The organism is Haemophilus aegyptius (genome assembly GCF_900475885.1).
In the GTDB taxonomy this organism is placed as follows: Bacteria; Pseudomonadota; Gammaproteobacteria; order Enterobacterales; family Pasteurellaceae; genus Haemophilus; species Haemophilus influenzae.
On the sequence record NZ_LS483429.1, the window covers coordinates 1 to 21,764 of the forward strand.

Annotated in this window: 16 protein-coding genes; 9 read left to right on the plus strand and 7 right to left on the minus strand. The window is 37.9% G+C overall.

Annotation, left to right across the window (positions count from 1 at the left end; all coding sequences use genetic code 11):
- The 4 genes from dnaA to DQN49_RS00020 all read left to right on the plus strand — a co-directional run bounded on the left by dnaA (position 1) and on the right by DQN49_RS00020 (position 9,209).
- A complete protein-coding gene (gene dnaA / locus DQN49_RS00005) occupies positions 1-1,365 on the plus strand; it encodes a chromosomal replication initiator protein DnaA (protein ID WP_006995639.1) in 1,365 nt (454 codons plus the stop codon).
- A gap of 12 nt (positions 1,366-1,377) precedes the next feature.
- Entirely contained in the window at positions 1,378-2,478 is a 1,101-nt protein-coding gene (gene dnaN / locus DQN49_RS00010; protein WP_006995638.1) for a DNA polymerase III subunit beta, read from the plus strand.
- A 1-nt stretch (position 2,479) separates the two neighbouring features.
- A complete protein-coding gene (gene recF, locus DQN49_RS00015; protein ID WP_006995637.1) occupies positions 2,480-3,559 on the plus strand; it encodes a DNA replication/repair protein RecF in 1,080 nt (359 codons plus the stop codon).
- A 241-nt stretch (positions 3,560-3,800) separates the two neighbouring features.
- Positions 3,801-9,209, plus strand: coding sequence for a S6 family peptidase (locus tag DQN49_RS00020; protein ID WP_006995636.1), 5,409 nt, complete (start codon positions 3,801-3,803; stop codon positions 9,207-9,209).
- 113 nt (positions 9,210-9,322) lie between these two features.
- On the opposite strand, the gene leuD is transcribed toward DQN49_RS00020, so the two are convergent.
- From leuD to leuA, 4 genes are all read right to left on the minus strand, one after another.
- Positions 9,323-9,925 (minus strand): 3-isopropylmalate dehydratase small subunit, encoded by a 603-nt coding sequence (gene leuD, locus DQN49_RS00025; protein WP_005664229.1) that lies wholly within the window; start codon positions 9,923-9,925, stop codon positions 9,323-9,325.
- A gap of 23 nt (positions 9,926-9,948) precedes the next feature.
- Positions 9,949-11,358, minus strand: coding sequence for a 3-isopropylmalate dehydratase large subunit (gene leuC, locus DQN49_RS00030; RefSeq protein ID WP_006995635.1), 1,410 nt, complete (start codon positions 11,356-11,358; stop codon positions 9,949-9,951).
- Positions 11,359-11,533: 175 nt separating this feature from the next.
- A complete protein-coding gene (gene leuB / locus DQN49_RS00035) occupies positions 11,534-12,610 on the minus strand; it encodes a 3-isopropylmalate dehydrogenase (RefSeq protein ID WP_006995634.1) in 1,077 nt (358 codons plus the stop codon).
- Positions 12,611-12,695: 85 nt separating this feature from the next.
- Positions 12,696-14,243 (minus strand): 2-isopropylmalate synthase, encoded by a 1,548-nt coding sequence (gene leuA, locus DQN49_RS00040; RefSeq protein WP_013527262.1) that lies wholly within the window; start codon positions 14,241-14,243, stop codon positions 12,696-12,698.
- Between the two features lie 559 nt (positions 14,244-14,802).
- Between leuA and dprA the strand changes: the two genes are divergently transcribed.
- The 5 genes from dprA to smpB all read left to right on the plus strand — a co-directional run bounded on the left by dprA (position 14,803) and on the right by smpB (position 19,112).
- Positions 14,803-15,924: a DNA-processing protein DprA gene (dprA, locus tag DQN49_RS00045; RefSeq protein ID WP_006995632.1), complete on the plus strand. Its 1,122-nt coding sequence runs from the start codon at positions 14,803-14,805 to the stop codon at positions 15,922-15,924.
- A gap of 52 nt (positions 15,925-15,976) precedes the next feature.
- The gene (gene yaaA, locus DQN49_RS00050) at positions 15,977-16,753 is read left to right on the plus strand and encodes a peroxide stress protein YaaA (protein WP_013527264.1); all 777 of its coding nucleotides are present in this window, start codon (positions 15,977-15,979) and stop codon (positions 16,751-16,753) included.
- The gene (locus DQN49_RS00055; RefSeq protein WP_006995630.1) at positions 16,746-17,327 is read left to right on the plus strand and encodes a hypothetical protein; all 582 of its coding nucleotides are present in this window, start codon (positions 16,746-16,748) and stop codon (positions 17,325-17,327) included. Before yaaA ends, DQN49_RS00055 begins: the two co-directional genes overlap by 8 nt.
- A gap of 95 nt (positions 17,328-17,422) precedes the next feature.
- Positions 17,423-18,388 (plus strand): 6-phosphofructokinase, encoded by a 966-nt coding sequence (pfkA, locus tag DQN49_RS00060; RefSeq protein WP_006995629.1) that lies wholly within the window; start codon positions 17,423-17,425, stop codon positions 18,386-18,388.
- Between the two features lie 238 nt (positions 18,389-18,626).
- Positions 18,627-19,112: an SsrA-binding protein SmpB gene (gene smpB, locus DQN49_RS00065; RefSeq protein WP_005647965.1), complete on the plus strand. Its 486-nt coding sequence runs from the start codon at positions 18,627-18,629 to the stop codon at positions 19,110-19,112.
- A gap of 94 nt (positions 19,113-19,206) precedes the next feature.
- On the opposite strand, the gene fis is transcribed toward smpB, so the two are convergent.
- From fis to DQN49_RS00080, 3 genes are all read right to left on the minus strand, one after another.
- A complete protein-coding gene (fis, locus tag DQN49_RS00070) occupies positions 19,207-19,506 on the minus strand; it encodes a DNA-binding transcriptional regulator Fis (RefSeq protein WP_006995628.1) in 300 nt (99 codons plus the stop codon).
- The gene (dusB, locus tag DQN49_RS00075) at positions 19,500-20,480 is read right to left on the minus strand and encodes a tRNA dihydrouridine synthase DusB (protein ID WP_006995627.1); all 981 of its coding nucleotides are present in this window, start codon (positions 20,478-20,480) and stop codon (positions 19,500-19,502) included. Before dusB ends, fis begins: the two co-directional genes overlap by 7 nt.
- A gap of 147 nt (positions 20,481-20,627) precedes the next feature.
- The gene (locus DQN49_RS00080) at positions 20,628-21,761 is read right to left on the minus strand and encodes an acyltransferase family protein (RefSeq protein ID WP_050789035.1); all 1,134 of its coding nucleotides are present in this window, start codon (positions 21,759-21,761) and stop codon (positions 20,628-20,630) included.
- Between the last annotated feature and the right edge of the window lie 3 nt (positions 21,762-21,764).

Consider the following 21,764-nt stretch of genomic DNA (forward strand, 5'->3'; position numbering starts at 1 on the left):
GTGAATCTCTCAAATCTTTGGCAAAGTTGCCTGTTACAACTTCAAGATCAAGTTTCAGCCAGCGATCTTAGCACTTGGCTTCGTCCTTTACAGGCTGATGTGGTGGCGGATAACCACATTGTTTTATATGCTTCTAATATGTTTGTGAAAGGTTGGGTGGAAACCCATTATCTCGCACAAATCCAGCAAATTTGTCAAACACTTGCACAAAATCCTGAACTGCGTATTTCTTTAAAGGAAGGGGTCAAGCCTGCACCTAAAGTAGTAGAAAATGCACCAAGTGACACGCCTAAAACAGAAAGTGCGGTAGATTTTCAAGCTGAATCTAGTGCTTCAGTAAAATTTGAATCTCATCTCAATACTAAACACTTATTTGATAACTTTGTTGAAGGTAAATCGAACCAACTCGCACGCGCAGTCGGTCAAAAACTTGCTCAAGCACCAGGCGAACCATCAGCCAATCCTTTCTTTTTATATGGCGGCACTGGTTTAGGGAAAACTCACTTGTTACACGCTATTGGCAACGGCATTTTAGCCGATAAACCGAATGCGCGAGTGCTTTATATTCACGCCAACAACTTTATGCAACATATGATAAAAGCTGTGCGTGATAATAAAATGGATCAGTTCAAAAAATTCTATCGTTCTCTTGATGCGCTTTTAGTGGATGACATTCAATTTTTCGCTGAAAAAGAAAAAACCCAAGAAGAATTCTTCCATATTTTCAATAACTTGTTTGAAACGGGTCGCCAAATTATCTTAACTTCGGATCGTTATCCTAAAGAAATTGAAAAAATTGAAGAACGTTTAAAATCACGTTTTGGCTGGGGCTTAACAACAGCCATTGAGCCGCCCGATCTTGAAACCCGTGTAGCGATTTTATTGAAAAAAGCGGAAGAACATAATATGAACTTGCCAGAAGAAGTCGCTTTCTTCATTGCTCAACGCTTGCGTACCAACGTGCGTGAACTTGAGGGTGCATTAAATCGAGTGAAAGCAATGCAAGACTTCAAAGGTGGCGATATTGATATTGATTTCGTGCGAGATACCTTAAAAGATATTTTGGCTCTGCAAGAACGCTTGGTTACCATTGAAAATATTCAAAAAGTGGTGGCTGAATATTATCGAATTAAGGTTTCAGATTTAAAATCAAAAAGTCGTGCACGTTCAGTGACTCGTCCACGCCAAATTGCTATGGCCTTAGCAAAAGAATTAACAAATCGCAGTTTGCCTGAAATCGGTCGTGCCTTTGACCGTGATCACACGACCGTATTAAACGCTTGCCGAGAAGTACCAAAATTCCGTGAGCAAGACAATAGCATTCAAGAAGATTGGGCGAATTTGATCCGCACTTTGTCCGCATAAAAGGAGAACGTAATGCAATTTAGTATTTCAAGAGAAAATTTATTAAAACCGTTGCAACAAGTATGTGGCGTATTGAGTAATCGCCCAAATATTCCTGTATTAAACAACGTATTATTGCAAATTGAAGACAATCGTCTGACTATCACAGGGACAGATTTAGAAGTTGAACTCTCTAGTCAAACTCAGCTTTCATCATCTTCTGAAAATGGCACTTTTACCATTCCAGCAAAAAAATTCTTAGATATTTGCCGCACTTTATCTGATGAGTCAGAAATTACAGTGACTTTTGAACAAGATCGTGCATTAGTGCAGTCTGGGCGTAGCCGTTTTACACTAACAACCCAACCTGCCGAAGAATATCCCAACCTCACAGATTGGCAGTCTGAAGTGGATTTTGAACTACCGCAAAATACCTTACGCCGTTTAATTGAAGCCACTCAATTTTCTATGGCAAACCAAGATGCGCGCTATTTCTTAAATGGTATGAAGTTTGAAACAGAGGGCAATTTATTGCGAACTGTGGCAACAGATGGTCATAGACTTGCGGTCTGTACTATCTCACTTGAACAAGAATTACAAAATCATTCTGTGATTTTACCGCGTAAAGGCGTGTTAGAACTTGTTCGTTTATTAGAAACAAACGATGAACCAGCACGTTTACAAATTGGCACCAACAATTTACGTGTCCATTTAAAAAACACAGTATTTACATCAAAATTAATTGATGGTCGCTTTCCTGACTATCGCCGAGTATTGCCTCGTAATGCCACAAAAATTGTCGAAGGCAATTGGGAAATGCTGAAACAGGCTTTTGTTCGTGCGTCTATTTTATCTAATGAACGCGCACGCAGCGTACGTTTAAGTTTAAAGGAAAACCAGCTTAAAATTACTGCCTCAAATACAGAACACGAAGAAGCAGAAGAAATTGTCGATGTCAATTACAATGGCGAAGAATTAGAAGTGGGCTTTAATGTAACCTATATTCTTGATGTGCTGAATACACTTAAATGTAATCAAGTGCGAATGTGCTTAACTGATGCGTTCTCCAGTTGCTTAATTGAAAACTGTGAAGACAGCAGCTGCGAATACGTCATTATGCCAATGCGTTTATAATATGGCGATTTCTCGTTTACTGGTCGAAAAATTTCGTAATTTAACAGCAGTGGATCTTGATTTTGATCCCTGCTTTAACTTTTTAATCGGCAACAACGGCAGCGGAAAAACCAGCTTATTAGAAGCTATTTTTTATCTTGGTCACGGACGTTCATTTAAAAGTGCGGTCACAAATCGCATCATTTCTTACGACGAACCGCACTTTACCCTATTTGGACAAATCCAAGAAAGCCAACATCAATGGTCTGTCGGCTTACAAAAACTTCGTCAAGGCAACACCTTAGTAAAAATTAACGGCGAAGATGGCAATAAAATTTCCGATCTTGCTCATCTTTTGCCAATGCAATTAATCACGCCAGAGGGCTTAACCTTACTCAACGGCGGGCCAAGTTATCGCCGCGCGTTTTTAGATTGGGGATTATTCCATCACCAAACAAGTTTCTATTCCGCTTGGAGCAATCTCAATCGATTACTCAAACAACGAAATGCCGCCCTTGCACAAAATCAGCCTTACTCTGCCATAAAAATTTGGGACGTTGAACTTGCTAAACTTGCCCATCAAGTAAGTCAATGGCGTGCCGAATATGCAGAAGCACTGAGCCCTGAAATTGAGCAAACTTGCCAACTTTTTCTGCCTGAATTAGAAATTAATGTCAGCTTTCATCAAGGGTGGGAAAAAAATGCTGATTATTATGAAATTCTTCAACAAAATTTTGAACGAGATCGTGCCTTAAATTACACCTTTGCTGGCCCTCAAAAAGCGGATTTTCGTTTCAAAGCACAAGGATTGCCTGTTGAAGATGTGCTTTCTCGTGGACAACTTAAACTTTTAATGTGTGCATTAAGACTAGCGCAGGGCGAGCATTTAATGAAAGAAAAGCAACGCCATTGTATTTTTTTGATCGATGATTTTGCCTCGGAATTAGATCAATACAAACGTGCCTTGTTGGCAGAACGATTACAACAAAGCGGTTCACAAGTGTTTGTTACCGCCATTACGCAAAGACAACTAAAAGAAATGCAAGTGGAAAATAAAAAAATGTTTTCTGTTCATAATGGCATCATTAACGCCTTAAATTAGCCAAAAGTGCGGTGGAAAATACGCCAATTTTTTAAAAAATATCAAAAATTATTATCATTACCTCGTAAATGTAATTCAAGTTTTGAGTGATTTATGCTATAAAGCTCGCTCATTATAAAAATGAAGACAACTTGCAAACTATCGACGCAACACAGCCAAGATTTGAATCAACTTGTAACCGTATATCAAATTGTGTCCTATCAAATCTACTTTTTAAACTTAATTAATAAGGACAGCTTCTATGCTAAATAAAAAATTCAAACTCAATTTTATTGCGCTTACTGTCGCCTACGCATTAACCCCTTATACAGAAGCCGCGTTAGTGAGAGACGATGTGGATTATCAAATATTTCGTGATTTTGCAGAAAATAAAGGGAGATTTTCTGTTGGTGCAACAAATGTGGAAGTGAGAGATAAAGATAACCACTCTTTAGGCAATGCTTTACCTAATGGCATTCCGATGATTGATTTTAGTGTTGTGGATGTAGATAAACGCATTGCCACATTGATAAATCCACAATATGTAGTAGGTGTAAAACACGTTAGTAACGGCGTGAGTGAACTACATTTTGGTAACTTAAACGGCAATATGAATAATGGCAATGCCAAGGCACACCGAGATGTATCTTCAGAAGAAAATAGATATTTTTCCGTTGAGAAAAATGAGTATCCAACTAAATTGAATGGAAAAGCAGTAACTACGGAAGATCAAACTCAAAAACGCCGTGAAGACTACTATATGCCACGTCTTGATAAATTTGTTACCGAAGTTGCACCAATAGAGGCTTCAACTGCAAGTAGTGATGCTGGCACATATAATGATCAGAATAAATATCCTGCTTTTGTAAGACTAGGAAGTGGTAGTCAATTTATTTATAAAAAAGGAGATAATTACAGCTTAATTTTAAATAATCATGAGGTTGGAGGCAATAATCTTAAATTGGTGGGCGATGCCTATACCTATGGTATTGCAGGTACGCCTTATAAAGTAAACCACGAAAATAATGGACTAATTGGTTTTGGCAATTCAAAAGAGGAACACAGCGATCCAAAAGGAATATTATCTCAAGATCCTCTTACCAATTATGCTGTTTTAGGCGACAGTGGCTCCCCATTATTTGTATATGATAGAGAAAAAGGAAAATGGCTTTTTCTTGGGTCTTATGATTTTTGGGCAGGTTATAACAAAAAATCTTGGCAAGAATGGAATATTTATAAACCTGAATTTGCAGAAAAAATTTATCAACAATATAGTGCAGGTTCTTTAACTGGTTCTAACACCCAATACAATTGGAATCCTACTGGCAAAACAAGCGTTATTTCTAATGGTTCTGAATCTCTAAATGTTGATTTATTCGATAGTAGTCAGGATACTGACTCTAAGAAGAACAATCACGGAAAAAGTGTGATTCTTAGAGGAAGTGGTACTCTTACCTTAAATAATAATATCGATCAAGGTGCAGGTGGCTTGTTCTTTGAAGGAGATTATGAAGTTAAAGGCACTTCTGATAGTACCACTTGGAAAGGAGCGGGCGTTTCTGTTGCTGATGGAAAAACAGTAACATGGAAAGTACATAACCCACAATCTGATCGTTTAGCTAAAATCGGCAAAGGAACATTAATTGTAGAAGGAAAGGGAGAAAATAAAGGATTGCTTAAAGTAGGTGACGGTACTGTTATCTTAAAACAACAAGCTGATGCCAATAATAAAGTTCAAGCCTTTTCACAAGTAGGTATAGTGAGTGGTCGCTCAACTGTTGTACTTAATGATGATAAGCAAGTAGATCCAAATTCAATTTACTTTGGTTTTAGAGGCGGTCGATTAGATTTAAATGGTAATTCACTTAAATTTGATCACATTAGAAATATTGATGAGGGGGCTAGATTAGTTAATCACAATACCAGTAAATCCTCTACTGTAACAATTACTGGGGATAATTTGATTACAGATCCAAATACGGTTTCTATATATTATGTAAAACCACGAGATGAAGATGCTCCTTATTATACCTTTCGACAAATACAATATGGATACCAACTCTATTTTAATGAAGAAAATAGAACTTATTATGCGTTAAAAAAAGGTGCTAGCATTCGCTCAGAATTTCCTCAAAACAGAGGAGAAAGCAATGATAGTTGGCTATATATGGGAACTGAGAAACTAGACGCTCAAAAAAATGTAATGAACCATATCAACAACGAGCGTATGAATGGCTTTAACGGTTATTTTGGCGAGGAAGAAAATAAGGCAGATCAAAACGGCAAATTAAACGTTACCTTTAGTGGCAAAACCGATCAAAATCGCTTTTTATTAACAGGCGGTACAAACCTTAATGGTGAATTAAAAGTTGAAAAAGGCACCTTATTCCTTTCAGGCAGACCAACACCGCACGCAAGAAATATTGCAGGTATTTCTTCGACAAATAAAGATCCTCACTTTGCTGAAAATAATGAAGTGGTAGTAGAAGATGACTGGATTAACCGCAATTTTAAAGCAACAAATATTAATGTAACCAATAACGCAACCCTTTATTCAGGTCGCAATGTTGCAAACATTACTTCAAATATCACAGCTTCTAATAAAGCACAAGTTCATATCGGCTATAAAACAGGCGATACCGTTTGTGTACGTTCTGACTATACGGGCTATGTGACTTGCCATAATGGTACTTTATCTACAAAAGCACTCAATAGTTTTAATCCAACTAATTTGCGCGGTAATGTAAACTTAACCGAAAGTGCAAGCTTTACCTTAGGCAAAGCTAACTTATTCGGCACAATTAGCAGCACGGGAAATAGCCAAGTGCGTTTAACCGAAAATAGCCATTGGTATTTAACAGGCGATAGCAATGTTAATCAATTAAATTTAGACAAGGGGCATATTCATTTAAATTCAGCAGACAATTCAAACAATGTGACAAAATATAACACGCTCACTCTGAATAGCTTATCAGGTAACGGTTCTTTCTATTATTGGGTTGATTTTACCAATAATAAAAATGACAAAGTTGTTGTAACCAAATCCGCCACAGGTAACTTTACATTACAAGTGGCAGATAAAACTGGCGAACCTACAAAAAATGAACTCACGATTTTTGATGCTTCAAAAGCTACAAGAAATGATTTAAAAGTAACATTAGCAAATGGCAAAGTTGATCGAGGTGCTTGGAGCTACACTTTGAAAGAAACTGATGGACGTTACGATTTGTATAACCCAGAGGTAGAAAAAAGAAACCTAACAACTGTCGATACGCCAAGTATTGCAACACCTAATAATATGCAAGCTGATGCACCTAGCGTACCAAGTAACAATGAAGAAATAGCCCGTGTTGAAGCACCAGTTCCACTACCTGCGCCTGCTACACCATCAGAGACAACTGAAACAGTGTCAGAAAATAGTCCGCAAGAAAGTAAAACAATAGCGAAAAACGAGCAAGACGCAACCGAGACAACAGCTCAAAATGGAGAAGTTGCACAAGAAGCTAAACCAAGTGTAGAAGCTAACACTCAAACAAATGAAGTGGCTCAAAGTGGAAGTGAAACCGAGGAAACTCAAACGACTGAAACTGCTCGCCAACCTGAAATAAATTCTACTGAAGAAACAGCAGTGGAAAATGGTCTGACAAGTAGTGAACCAAGAACAGAAGAAACGGCTACAGTAGAAAAAGATGAAATTCAAGAAGCCCCTCAAATGGCTTCTCAAGCGTCTCCGAAACAAGCAGAACCTGCTCCTGAAAAAGTTTCAACTGATACGAAAGTAGAAGAAACTCAAGTTCAAGCTCAACCGCAAACACAGCCGACAACTGTTGCTGCGGCAGAGGCAACTTCGCCAAACAGTAAACCAGCGGAAGAAACTCAACCAAATGAAAAAACTAACGCTGAACCTGTAACGCCTGTAGTATCAGAAAATCAAGCAGAAAAGAAAGTTTCTCAACCAACAGAAACAGAGAAAACGGCTAAAGTAGAAACAGAGAAAACTCAAGAAGCCCCTAAAGTGACTTCTCAAGTGTCTCCGAAACAGGAACAGTCTGAAACTGTTCAACCGCAAGCAGAGCTTGAAAGTGAAAAGGTTCCGACTGTTAATAATGCAGAAGCTCAACCGCAAACACAACCAAGTGCAACAGTAAGCACTGAACAACCTGCACCAGAGAATTCAATAAATACTGGATCTGCAACCGCAATTAAAGAAACTGCTGAAAAATCCGATAAACCAAAAACGGAAACTGTGGCTACGACCGAAGATGATCGTCAGCCTGAAGCGAATACTGTTGCGGATAATTCTGTAGCAAATAATTCAACATCTGTTAAACCAACAGAGAATTCAAGCACAAAAGCTGAACGACCTGTGACAGAAAGCACAACAGTAAACACTGGAAACTCTGTAGTGGAAAATCCAGAGAATACAACTCAACCTGCGGTTAATTCAAAAAGCAGTGAGCCAAAGAGTAGACGTAAAAGAAGTATTAGCCAGCCTCAAGAGACTTCTACTGAAGAAACAACGGTAACTTCTACTGAAAAAACAACGGTAACTTCTACTGAAAAAACAACAATAGCTGATAATTCAGAAAGCAGTAATAAGCCAAATAATAGACGTAGAAGAAGTATTAGCCAGCCTAAAGTGACTTCTGCTGAAGAAGCAACAGCAACTTCTACTGATGAAACAACAGTAGCTGATAATTCAAAAAGCAGTAAGCCAAATCGTAGAAGTAGAAGAAGTGTTCGCTCGAAACCAACTGTTACAAGTGGCAGCGATCGTTCTGCAATGCCATTGAGCAATCTCACAAGTACAAACACAAATGCGGTAATTTCTGATGCAATGGCAAAAGCACAATTTGTTGCATTAAATGTGGGGAAAGCAGTTTCTCAACATATTAGCCAGTTAGAAATGAATAACGAGGGGCAATATAACGTTTGGGTATCTAATACTTCAATGAACGAAAATTATTCCTCAAGTCAATATCGTCGTTTTAGTTCTAAAAGTACGCAAACTCAACTTGGTTGGGATCAAACAATCTCAAACAATGTTCAGTTAGGTGGCGTGTTTACTTATGTTCGCAATAGTAACAACTTTGATAAGGCAAGCAGTAAAAATACTCTAGCACAAGTTAATTTCTATTCTAAATATTATGCGGATAATCATTGGTATTTAGCGGTGGATTTAGGCTACGGCAAGTTCCAAAGCAACCTACAAACCAATAATAATGCGAAATTTGCTCGCCATACTGCACAATTTGGTTTAACCGCAGGCAAAGCATTTAATCTTGGCAATTTTGGTATTACGCCAATAGTAGGTGTGCGTTATAGCTATTTATCAAACGCTAATTTTGCATTAGATCAAGATCGCATTAAAGTAAATCCAATATCTGTCAAAACAGCCTTTGCTCAAGTTGATTTAAGTTATACTTATCACTTAGGCGAGTTTTCCGTTACGCCAATTTTGTCTGCTCGATATGATGCAAATCAAGGCAGCGGAAAAATTAATGTAAATCAATATGATTTTGCTTACAACGTGGAAAACCAACAGCAATATAACGCAGGACTTAAATTGAAATATCATAATGTGAAATTAAGTCTAATAGGCGGATTAACAAAAGCGAAACAAGCGGAAAAACAAAAAACTGCAGAATTAAAACTAAGTTTTAGTTTTTAATAAGCCTGTTTGAATTAACGTTATAAACAACAAAGCCCTGTGTATTACAGGGCTTTATTTTTGAATGAAATTCAGTGATTAAGTGCGGTGAAAAATCAGCGCATTTTTTATTTTTAACGTAAAAACGCTGGAATATTTTTCTCATATGCTGAGATTTTGTCTTCGTGCTGAAGAGTTAAGCCGATATTATCTAAACCGTTTAGCAAACAATGGCGACGGAATTCATCAAGCTCAAAAGTATAAACTTTATCCCCTACAGTGACCGTCATCGCTTCTAAATCTACGTGGATTTGCTTGCTTTCATTTGCCCATACCCATTGGAAGATTTCTTCTACTTCTTCTTCGCTTAAACGAATCGGTAACATATGATTATTTAAGCTATTGTTATAGAAAATATCTGCAAAACTTGGGGCGATCATTACTTTAAAACCGTAATCGGCTAATGCCCAAGGGGCGTGTTCACGAGAAGAACCACAGCCAAGGTTTTTACGCGCCAACAAAATTGTTGCACCTTGATATTGCGGATAATTTAAGACAAATTCTGGATTTGGCTTGGTGCCGTCCACATCAAGATAACGCCATTCGTGGAATAAGTGTTTGCCGAAACCTACGCGGGTAATGGCTTGTAAAAATTGTTTTGGAATAATTGCATCGGTATCTACATTTGCCGCATCCAATGGTACGACTAAGCCTGAAAGTTGTTTAAATCCTGCCATTTTTCTTTTTCCTCTTTTGAGCCTTAGTTTAATGTTACGTCACGAATATCAACAAATTTACCGAACACTCCTGCTGCCGCTGCCATTGCAGGGCTTACTAAATGGGTACGTCCATTACGACCTTGACGCCCTTCAAAGTTACGGTTTGAAGTGGAAGCACAGCGTTCCCATTCGCCTAAACGGTCGTCGTTCATTCCTAAACACATTGAACAACCTGGATTACGCCATTCTGCACCTGCGGCAATAAAGATTTTATCCAAGCCCTCTTTTTCCGCTTGTTCTTTCACTAAACCAGAACCTGGGACAACTAAAATACGTTTTACGTTATCCGCTTTTTTGCGCCCCTTCATCACTGCCGCTGCTGCACGTAAATCTTCAATGCGCGAGTTGGTGCAAGATCCGATGAACACTTGATCAACTTTAATATCTTTTAAATTAGTACCAGCTTCCAAGCCAATATAATGTAAGGCTTTTTCCGCTGAAGCACGTTGTACAGGATCTGCCATCTCTTGCGGATTTGGTATGGTTTCATTCACAGAAATTACCTGCCCAGGGTTTGTCCCCCAAGTGACTTGTGGTGCGATGTCTTTTGCTTCTAGCGTTACCACAGTGTCAAATTGTGCATCATCGTCAGATTTTAAGGTTTTCCAATAAGCAACGGCATCCTCCCAATCTTTGCCTTTCGGCGCGTGTGGACGATCTTTCAAATATGCAAATGTGGTTTCATCTGGCGCAATCAAGCCTGCTTTTGCACCCATTTCAATTGCCATATTACAGACGGTCATACGCCCCTCCATAGAAAGGTCTTGGATCGCTTCGCCGCAGAATTCTACAACGTGTCCTGTACCGCCTGCCATCGTAGTTTTGCCGATAATGGCAAGAATAATATCTTTTGCCGTAATACCTGATGCGACTTTACCATGCACTTCAATTTTCATACTTTTTGCGCGAGCCTGTTTTAAAGTTTGAGTGGCTAATACGTGCTCTACTTCAGAAGTGCCAATACCAAAAGCCAAGGCACCAAATGCGCCGTGCGTTGCGGTGTGTGAATCGCCACAAACAATTGTCATACCGGGTAAGGTTAAACCTTGTTCTGGCCCCATAACGTGTACAATACCTTGCTCTTTGGTTGTTATATCAAATAATTTAATACCTGTTGCTTTGGTATTTTTATCCAATTCTAACACTTGAATTTTCGCTTGACCTTCAAGTTTATTGACATCTCGTACTTGGGTGGAAATGCTGTGATCCATTGTGCCGAAAGTTTTATTCACTTGGCGCACTTGGCGATTTGCGACGCGTAACCCATCAAAGGCCTGCGGGCTGGTTACTTCGTGAATCAAATGACGGTTAATATACAAAATTGGCGTTTCGCCCTCTGCTTCATACACAATGTGTGAATCAAATAATTTTTCGTAAAGTGTTTTTGCCATAATATTTTTCTCTATTCGTTAAGGGAAGTGCAGTTAAAATTCGATGTGTTTTTCAACCGCACTTTAAATACTTTGTCCCCCCTGTTTATTGGGGATATTTCTAAATAACTAAGGGGGGAGATTGCCCCCTTCCGCGCTTCGGGCATCTTCCCCCGTAAACGGAGGAAGGCAAGTATTAAATTGCTTGTGTAATCAATGTACCCATTTCTGCAGTAGAAACTGGTGTGGAAGTATCAGCTAAATCGGCGGTGCGATGACCACTTGCCAAGACTTTTTGAACCGCACTTTCAATGGCATCTGCTGCTTCGTTTAAGTTGAAGCTATAACGCAACATCATTGCCGCAGAAAGAATTTGTGCGATTGGGTTGGCAATGCCTTTGCCTGCAATATCAGGGGCAGAACCGCCTGCAGGCTCGTATAAACCAAAACCCTCTTCATTTAAGCTGGCAGATGGCAACATTCCCATAGAACCAGTGATCATCGCCGCTTCATCAGAAATAATATCGCCGAAAATATTAGAGCAAAGTAAAACATCAAAAGATTCAGGTGATTTAATTAACTGCATGGTGGCATTGTCGATATAGATATGCTCTAAAGTCACTTCTGGATATTCTTTTGCCATTTCTGTCACAGTTTCACGCCATAAAATAGAAGACTGTAATACGTTCGCTTTATCTACAGAAGTGACTTTTTTATTGCGTTTCATTGCTGCCTCAAAAGCCGCACGTGCAATGCGTTCGATTTCATATTTGTAATACACTTCCGTATCAAATGCTTTGGTTTGTGCGCCATCCCCCTCACGACCTTTAGGCTGACCGAAATAAATCCCGCCCGTTAATTCACGCACCACCACCATATCAAAACCTTTTGCGGCAATATCTGCACGTAATGGACAGAATTTTTCCAAGCCTTTATAAAGGGTTGCAGGACGAAGATTACAGAATAATTTGAAATGTTTACGCAAAGGCAATAATGCGCCGCGTTCTGGCTGTTGATCTGGTGGTAAATTTGTCCATTTAGGACCACCTACAGAACCAAATAAAATGGCATCCGCTTGATCACAGCCTTTTAAGGTTTCTGCTGGTAACGGATAACCACAATGATCAATAGCCGCACCGCCCACATAAAACTCGTTAAAGTTAAGTTTAAAACCAAATTTTTCTTGAACTCTGTTTAATACCTTAATGGCTTCCGCCATGACTTCGGGGCCAATACCATCGCCTGCTAATACTGCTATATTGTATGATTGCATATTGTTTTTCCTATTTTTTACTTCAAAAGTGCGGTTAGTTTTTTTGTATTTTTCCCCTCTTTGCTAAAAAGGGGAACTCGATAAATTAATGCTGTTTATGATTCTTAATATCTGCCACTTTATGCGCTCGATAAATGGCATTGATGGCGTGGACTAAAGCAAGTGCGGAAGATTCAACAATGTCTGTCGCTAAACCGACGCCGTGGAATTTACGCCCTTTGTGTTCTACCACAATATCCACTTGCCCTAATGCTTCTGCGCCCTCGCCTTTAGCAGTTAAGTTATAGTGAGACATTTTGATTTCTAAACCCGTTAAATTTAAGATGGCGTTATAAACCGCATCCACTGGGCCATTACCGCCAATTGAAGACGTACTTAATTTTTCGCCATCCAACTTCAATTGAACAAACGCAGTTGCTGGATATTCTTTGGTGGAGTGTGCCGAAAGTTTATCTAATACCAAACGATCTTCATCCCCTTGCTGCATATCGATAAACGCCAATGCTTCCAAATCATAATCAAACACTTGACCTTTTTTATCCGCCAATTTTAAGAACTCGTCATACAATTTATCCAAATCGTAATCTTGTTCGTTATAGCCCATATCTGCCATATGACCTTTCACAGCTGCACGACCAGAACGTGCGGTTAAATTCAATTTTTCTTTTTTCAAACCGATGGTTTCCGGAGACATAATTTCGTAGGTATTTTTGTTTTTCAACATACCATCTTGATGGATACCAGAAGAATGGGCAAAAGCATTTGAACCCACAATGGCTTTATTCGGCTGAATCGGCATATTGCAAAGTTGGCTTACCATTTGGCTGACACGGTGAATTTCTTGGGTATTAATACGGGTATCCACACCCATAAAATCCTGACGCACTTTCATTGCCATAACCACTTCTTCAAGGGAAGTATTGCCCGCACGTTCGCCAATTCCATTAATGGTACATTCAATTTGGCGCGCACCATTTTGTACTGCCGTTAAAGAATTAGCGGTTGCCATACCTAAGTCATTGTGGCAATGCACGGAAATCACTGCTTTATCAATATTCGGTACGCAATTACGCACTTGAGCAATGATATTGCCGTATTCATTTGGTAAGCAAAAACCGACTGTATCGGGAATATTTACCGTAGTTGCCCCCGCATTAATTGCCGCTTCAACAATACGACAGATATTGTCAATGCCTGTACGGCCTGCATCTTCGCAAGAAAACTCAACATCATCCGTATAATTACGTGCTCGTTTCACTGCTGCAACTGCCATTCCTACCACATCATCAAAAGAACGTTTTAATTTCGCTTCAACGTGCAATGCGGAACTTGCAATAAACGTATGAATACGGAATGCTTCTGCCACTTTTAAGGCTTCGTATGCGGCATCAATGTCTTTATCTACGGCTCGAGATAACGCGGCAACACGAGCGTTTTTAATATGGCGCGCAATGGTTTGAACAGATTCAAAATCCCCTTGAGAAGAAACAGGAAACCCCACTTCCATTACATCCACACCTAAGCGTTCAAGTGCTAAAGCGATCTGTAATTTTTCTTTTACCGTCAAACTTGCTTTTAACGCCTGTTCCCCATCACGCAAAGTGGTATCAAAAATAATAACGCGATCTGTCATAACAATGTCCTTACTAAATGTCCTTACTAAAAGTTCCTCTAAAATCACGCCAAAAGTGCGGTGCGTTTTTCCTGTATTTTTTAGATAAAAAACCCGCAACTTATAAAGTGCGGGTTTAAAATTGGGTATTTACATCTGACTGTTTTTTTATCCACAACTTAGCCGCACACAAAATGTGAGAGCAGTAGGTTGAGAGATAAGGAAACAATACGAAACATAAATAAAAATCCTTCTGTGTAAAACGTTTTCCATATTACGAATAAAAAAACTGGCTGTCAAACTATTTTTTTGGCATTTTATATTAAAAATAAACCTACTTACACTTCATAAAATATACATTTAACTAATAAACTTAATAAAATCAGCATATTTAACCAATACAATCCTAATCAACAAATTTTTCTTATTGGATTTTTTACATTTTCAAAATAAGAAAAATTTTGCAATTTTTTATTCATTAAAAAGAACTTTTGCGATCTGCATCGCAAAATGATTTTAAATTAATCGTTTCTCTCCCTCGTTTTTTCCATACTAGATTTTCAAATAAAAAGGAAAAAATATGAATGACATTACCTACACATTACTCCGTTTAATGCAAGTACCTAAACTTGGCGGCGTTGGCATTGATAAAATTTTGTCCAATATTACCTTAAATGAATTACTTAATTATGATGATGTTGCTTTCCGACAAATGGGGTGGGGAGCCATTCAAATTCGCCGTTGGTTCAAGCCTGAAGCAAAATTTATTGAGCCTGCACTTGTGTGGTCACAAAAAGAGGGAAATCATTTAGTGAATTATTTTTCCCCTTTTTATCCCTTTTTGTTGAAACAAACCGCAAGTTTTCCGCCACTATTATTTGTAAAAGGAAATTTAACCGCACTTTCACAACGCCAAATGGCAATGGTTGGAAGCCGTTATTGCACGACTTACGGAGAATATTGGGCAAAACATTTTGCGACAGAACTTTCATTAGCTGGCTTTACGATTACTAGTGGACTTGCATTAGGAATTGATGGACATTGCCATCAAGCTGTAGTCAATATTCAAGGACAAACTATTGCGGTTTTAGGCAGTGGATTAGAACAAATCTATCCCTCTAAACATCAAAGATTATCGGCACAAATCATCGAAAATAATGGCGCATTAGTCTCTGAATTCTTACCAAACCAAGCGCCCATTGCCGCTAATTTCCCACGTCGTAATCGGATTATTAGCGGGCTTTCAGTCGGCACGCTTGTTGTTGAAGCCACAGAAAAAAGCGGCTCGCTTATTACTGCGCGATATGCGTTGGAACAAAACCGAGAGGTTTTTGCTGTGCCGGGAAACATTCAAAATGAATCAAGTCAAGGTTGTCATCGCCTAATTAAACAAGGTGCAATGTTAGTAGAAAATGCTAAAGATATTTTGGAAACCCTTTACCAACATTCTATCCATAGCCAAACTGAAATCGATTTTGACCAGATCGCCGTGCCTAATTACATGCCACCACCTGATCCTCGTCGATTACTAGAAGCGCCAAGCCACCCGAAACTTTATTCGCGTATTGGTTACACGCCTGTGAGCATTGATGATTTAGCGGAAGAATTTAATTTAAGCGTCGATGTTTTGCTTGTTCAGTTGCTCGATCTTGAGTTGCAAGATCTCATCATGAGTGAAAATGGGTTATATAAACGCGTTTAGTGTAAATTTTTATGCTAAGATACGCCCATTCTTTTTTCATAAAAGGACGATTATGTTAGCGATTATCTCCCCTGCGAAAACTCTTGATTTTGAAAGTGCGGTAAAAAATTTTCCTGTTTCTCAACCGCACTTTACCGATTACAGCGAACAACTTATTGAGGTTTGTCGTAAACTTTCTCCACAAGATCTTTCATCATTAATGTCTATCAGCGATAAGTTGGCTGGTTTAAATGCTGCACGCTTTGCAGAATGGACAAAAATTCACAATGAAAACAATTCCCGCCCTGCACTCTTTGCATTTAAAGGCGATGTTTATACTGGTTTAGATGCTGCTTCCCTTTCGGAAGATGATGTCATTTTTGCGCAATCCCATTTACGTATGCTTTCTGGTCTTTATGGGCTTTTAAAACCACTTGATTTAATGCAACCTTACCGATTAGAAATGGGGACAAAATTAGCCAATCCGAAAGGAAAAGATCTGTATGCCTTTTGGGGAAATGTGATCACCCAAGCGGTTCAACAAGCTATAGATGAACAAGGCGATAATGTTCTGATAAATTTAGCCTCTGATGAATATTATAAATCTGTTAAAGAAAACCAACTTAAAGCCAAGATAATCAAGCCAATTTTCTTAGATAATAAAAATGGCAAATATAAAGTAATTAGTTTTTATGCGAAAAAAGCGCGAGGCTTAATGTGCCGTTATCTTATTCAAAATCGTTTAACCAACATTGAACAGTTAAAAGAATTTGATTTAGGTGGTTATTGGTTTGATTCAGCATCCTCCACTGAAACCGAATTTGTCTTTAAGCGAGATATTAATGAATAAAATTTTTGTTATTTTGACCACACTTATACTTTCAGGCTGTGCAACTAAGCTGACGCAATTAAATGTGCCTACCCAGTTAGAATATAATGGAAAACATTATGTACTTACTGGCAGCCAAGATTTCGAAACCATTGCACGCTATGTGTATATTGCTAAACCAGATACGCTGGAAAATTGGCAATCTGAAATTGAAATTCTCTTTGATCGCAATCAATCCGAACGTTCTATTAAAGAACGTATTGCATTAAGAGAACGCATTTATCGCAATACAGGCGTAAAAGATTTCCATTTCGATGCTATTCCAAAAAATTCGACCAATCCAAATGAATTAAATGGATATGTTATCTATTCGCCAACGAAAGAAAATCCATCTTGGCAAGTCAATGTGATGAAAGGACGACAATTGTCCCAATGTGGCTTTGTGCAATTTCAATATTCGCAAAAAATACAGCAACCAATGCGCTCTAAACATTTATCTGTCAATAAAGTACAACGACATTTGCAAAAATACATTGTGGATATAGAAAGAAAGCATTTACAAAATTTGAAATGGCAACTGTTTTGTGAAAAATAATGTAGATCAAAATCTCGTCAAATTTTGCTAGAGCAGATTCTTTGAATGATGTAATCTTATGCCCATTTTCAATTATGGTTAAAAGTAGGTAAATTATGATTAAAAAAATTGCAGTTTTAACAAGTGGTGGCGATGCGCCTGGTATGAATGCCGCAATTCGTGGCGTAGTACGTTCTGCACTTGCAGAAGGCTTAGAAGTATTTGGTATCTATGACGGTTATCAAGGTTTATACAATAATAAAATCAAACAATTAAATCGCTATAGCGTATCTGATGTGATTAATCGTGGCGGTACTTTTTTAGGTTCTGCACGTTTTCCTGAATTTAAAGATCCTAATATTCGGGCAAAATGTGCGGAAATTTTACGTTCTCACGGCATTGATGCACTTGTGGTTATCGGTGGTGACGGTTCTTATATGGGGGCAAAATTATTAACCGAAGAACATAGTTTCCCTTGTGTTGGCTTACCCGGTACTATTGATAATGATGTTGCAGGTACTGACTATACCATCGGTTATCAAACCGCATTACAAACTGCAGTGGATGCAATCGACCGTTTACGTGATACATCAAGCTCACACCAACGTATTTCTATCGTTGAAATTATGGGTCGCCATTGTAGTGACTTAACCATTTCTGCGGGCATTGCTGGCGGTTGTGAATATATCGTCGCATCAGAAATTGAATTTAATCGCGAAGAATTAATGCAACAAATTGAACGTAGCATTATTCGCGGTAAACGCCACGCTATTATTGCTATCACTGAACTTTTAACTGATGTTCATTCTCTGGCAAAAGAAATTGAAGCTCGCGTAGGTCACGAAACTCGCGCAACTGTTTTAGGGCATATTCAACGTGGTGGTTCTCCTTGTGCTTTTGACCGTATTCTTGCCTCACGTATGGGCGCATACGCAGTAGATTTATTGCTACAAGGCAAGGGCGGCTATTGCGTAGGTATCCAAAATGAACAACTCGTTCATCACGATATTATTGATGCCATTAATAATATGCAGCGTGTATTTAAGGCTGATTGGCTTAAAGTGGCAAAACGTTTGGAATAATCCTTTATTCACTATATAAATCGCTAACACTTAATTCATCTTTTTATCTCTCTCAAACAGACACAACAATGTGTCTGTTTTTTCTTAAAAAGTGCGGTCAGTTTTTCTCTTATTTTCTACAAATCATTTATTTTTAAAGATTGAAAATAAATGCGACTGCCAGTTCTACCTAGATGATCTTTTTGCTATCAAAATAGAGATCCGATAAAATGCCTCAGGCAAAATAAGGGATAAAATTATGACAAAGAAAAAAGTAAAACCCAATTCAAATACTATCGCACTGAATAAACGTGCAAGACACGATTATTTTATTGAAGATGAAATTGAAGCCGGTCTTGAATTACAAGGCTGGGAAGTCAAATCTATGCGCGCAGGCAAGGCAAATATTAGTGATAGTTATGTTATTTTTAAAAATGGCGAAGCCTTTTTATTCGGCGCAAGCATTCAGCCATTAAATGTTGCATCAACGCATATTGTTTGTGATCCAACTCGCACTCGTAAGTTATTGTTAAATAAACGCGAATTAGCATCCCTATTTGGCAAAGCAAACCGAGACGGTTTTACCATAGTTGCACTTTCTCTTTACTGGAAAAGTGCGTGGGCAAAAGTCAAAATCGGTTTAGCCAAAGGTAAAAAACAGCAGGATAAACGTGATGATATTAAAGAACGTGAATGGAAAGTAACAAAAGATCGCATTATGAAAAATGCACATCGAAGATCTTAAATTGTAATAATAAATTAGCCCCAAATTACTTGGGGCTAATTTTTAAAATAGAATGAAAAACATTCAATCTTTTTGTTAATAAAAGAATATCGCCTTATCCCATACCGTATTTTTTTAATTTTTTACGTAATGTACCACGGTTGATACCAAGCATATTTGCTGCACGGGTTTGATTACCACGAGTATATTGCATAATCATATCTAACATAGGGTGTTCAACTTCCGCTAATACTAGCTCGTAAAGATCATTCACATCTTGACCTTCTAATTGTGCTAAATAATTACGCAACGCTTGTTTGACTGAATCGCGTAATGGTTTGCTGGTCACTTGTGATTGCGCATTTAATACTGATACCGTTAAGGCATCGGCAGAATTACGTTGTTGTTCTAACATTTTTCTTTATCCAAAATTAAATTGAAAAAATCTTCCAATACAATGAGCTGCTCTTTCGGATCACTAATTGCATTAAAAGTCTGTTTAAAAACGGAATCAGGTTGAATTCCCTGTAAATACCAAGCTACGTGTTTACGCGCAATGCGATAGCCTTTTTGTTCGCCATAGAATTGATGTAATTCTTGAATATGACGCAAAATCTGACCACACTTTTCTTTTAAACTTGGCATTTGACTTATCGAGTTATGCTCAATTAGGTTTTCCACAGCTTGAAATAACCAAGGGTTACCTAAGGCAGCACGACCGATCATAATGGCATCCGCTCCAGTATAATCAAGAACGAATTTTGCTTTCCGAGCAGAATCAATATCGCCATTAGCTATAACTGGTATAGCAATCGCTTGTTTAACGGCTTTAATGTTGTCATATTCCGCTTCGCCTTCAAAAAGACAAGCGCGTGTACGACCGTGTACCGTTAATGCTTGTATGCCACATTGTTCTGCAATTTTGCCGATTTGAACGCAATTTCGATTAGATTTATCCCAGCCTGTACGAATTTTTAAGGTCACTGGCACATTGACGGCGGACACGACTTCTCGCAAGATTTTTTCCACCAAATCTGGAAATTGCAACAACGCAGAGCCTGCGAGTTTGCGATTTACTTTTTTGGCAGGGCATCCCATATTAATGTCAATGATTTGAGCGCCATATTCCACGTTGATAGCAGCGGCTTGCGCCATCTCGAGTGGATCACTACCTGCAATTTGCACCGCATTGAGACCTAAATCTTCGCTATGTGCCAAACGCAATTTGGATTTTTCGGTATGCCAAACTTGCGGATTTGTGGACATCATTTCTGAAAATGTAAGCCCCGCACCATAATATGCACAAAGACGGCGGAAAGGCTGGTCGGTAATACCTGCCATTGGTGCAAGTAAAACACGATTTTTTAATTGGTATGAACCGATTCGCATTTTACGTTACCTTCCTAGCAAGCCTAAATCTAATTTATATCGAACTGCTCGACAACCGACAAGGCTCGCTATAATACGCATTTTGCCTTACTTTGCAAAGTGAATTTTGTTTAAAAAATACACTTTTTTTGATTGACAAAAGATTATCTACATAGTACTGACTTTATTAACTTTCTGAAAAATAATATTTCTTATTTTAACAAAAACAATCACAAGTTTTTTCTCTATAAACGTAATCAACACTGCACTTAAATATGAAATTAATAGTAAATTAAGTAGAATTAAAATTGAGTATTTTGGAGAATATATAAATTCTCCAGCGAAATGATAACAATAAAATGAATGTACAAGCCAAATTATTAGGCATTTTTTACCTATGCTACTAATACCTTTACGCAATATTAGCGGAATTATATTGTATAATGTTTTTATGATAAAAATCACAAATGGTACAAGAAACAAACTACTTTCAATCCCAAAATTATCCATTCCATATTTAATGATAAAATAACAAACTATAGATAAAAATAAGGAAATAATAGCATTAGATTTGAAGTGAGCGAGTTTTGGGGATAGTACGCCAAAAATAAAGCCAAGTATATAGGCAACAGACCAAGTGAAAAATTCCCCTACAATTCCATTTCCCTGCATATTATGAAGTATAATTCCAACTGCAAACAAAGAAGCTAAATAATAACGAAATTTATTTAATATTGGTGTAATTAAAACAAATAAAACATAAGGAAATAAAAACCACCATTCTCCATTATAATTAAAATGAAACCCTATTAAATTCATTAAAATAGACTTCAAACTAAGATCAGACACGACCCTTTCCACATTAAAATAAATATCAATTGGAATATATATTAAAAATATAATAAAAACAGTTCGATAAAGAGCAACGAGTTTATTGGTATAATATTTCATAGGCTTATCTTTTGAAAAAGAATAGCCATATCCACTTATAAATAAGAATATAGCAACACAATATTTACCCCATGCTCCCAATGAAACTTCAAATTGATTATCTCCAAATAGCCAAATTATTTCAGCCGTTTTTGGTATGCGGTCTGAAAATGTAAAAAGATGATGAATTAACATCAAAATTACCGCACAACCTCTTATATAAAATGATTGTTCCTTTGTTATAAATTCAACTTTTGTCCTGTTCTGTTCTGTTCTGTTCTGTTCTGTTCTGTTCTGTTCTGTTCTGTTCTGTTCTGTTCTGTTCTGTTCTGTTCTGTTCTGTTCTGTTCTGTTCTGTTCTGTTCTGTTCAAAAT

Coding starts and splice junctions, on each gene's coding strand:
- dnaN (WP_006995638.1), top strand. CDS start 1,378: ATGCAATTTAGTATTTCAAGAGAAAATTTATTAAAACCGTTGCAACAA.
- recF (WP_006995637.1), top strand. CDS start 2,480: ATGGCGATTTCTCGTTTACTGGTCGAAAAATTTCGTAATTTAACAGCA.
- DQN49_RS00020 (WP_006995636.1), top strand. CDS start 3,801: ATGCTAAATAAAAAATTCAAACTCAATTTTATTGCGCTTACTGTCGCC.
- leuD (WP_005664229.1), bottom strand. CDS start 9,925: ATGGCAGGATTTAAACAACTTTCAGGCTTAGTCGTACCATTGGATGCG.
- leuC (WP_006995635.1), bottom strand. CDS start 11,358: ATGGCAAAAACACTTTACGAAAAATTATTTGATTCACACATTGTGTAT.
- leuB (WP_006995634.1), bottom strand. CDS start 12,610: ATGCAATCATACAATATAGCAGTATTAGCAGGCGATGGTATTGGCCCC.
- leuA (WP_013527262.1), bottom strand. CDS start 14,243: ATGACAGATCGCGTTATTATTTTTGATACCACTTTGCGTGATGGGGAA.
- dprA (WP_006995632.1), top strand. CDS start 14,803: ATGAATGACATTACCTACACATTACTCCGTTTAATGCAAGTACCTAAA.
- yaaA (WP_013527264.1), top strand. CDS start 15,977: ATGTTAGCGATTATCTCCCCTGCGAAAACTCTTGATTTTGAAAGTGCG.
- DQN49_RS00055 (WP_006995630.1), top strand. CDS start 16,746: ATGAATAAAATTTTTGTTATTTTGACCACACTTATACTTTCAGGCTGT.
- pfkA (WP_006995629.1), top strand. CDS start 17,423: ATGATTAAAAAAATTGCAGTTTTAACAAGTGGTGGCGATGCGCCTGGT.
- smpB (WP_005647965.1), top strand. CDS start 18,627: ATGACAAAGAAAAAAGTAAAACCCAATTCAAATACTATCGCACTGAAT.
- fis (WP_006995628.1), bottom strand. CDS start 19,506: ATGTTAGAACAACAACGTAATTCTGCCGATGCCTTAACGGTATCAGTA.
- dusB (WP_006995627.1), bottom strand. CDS start 20,480: ATGCGAATCGGTTCATACCAATTAAAAAATCGTGTTTTACTTGCACCA.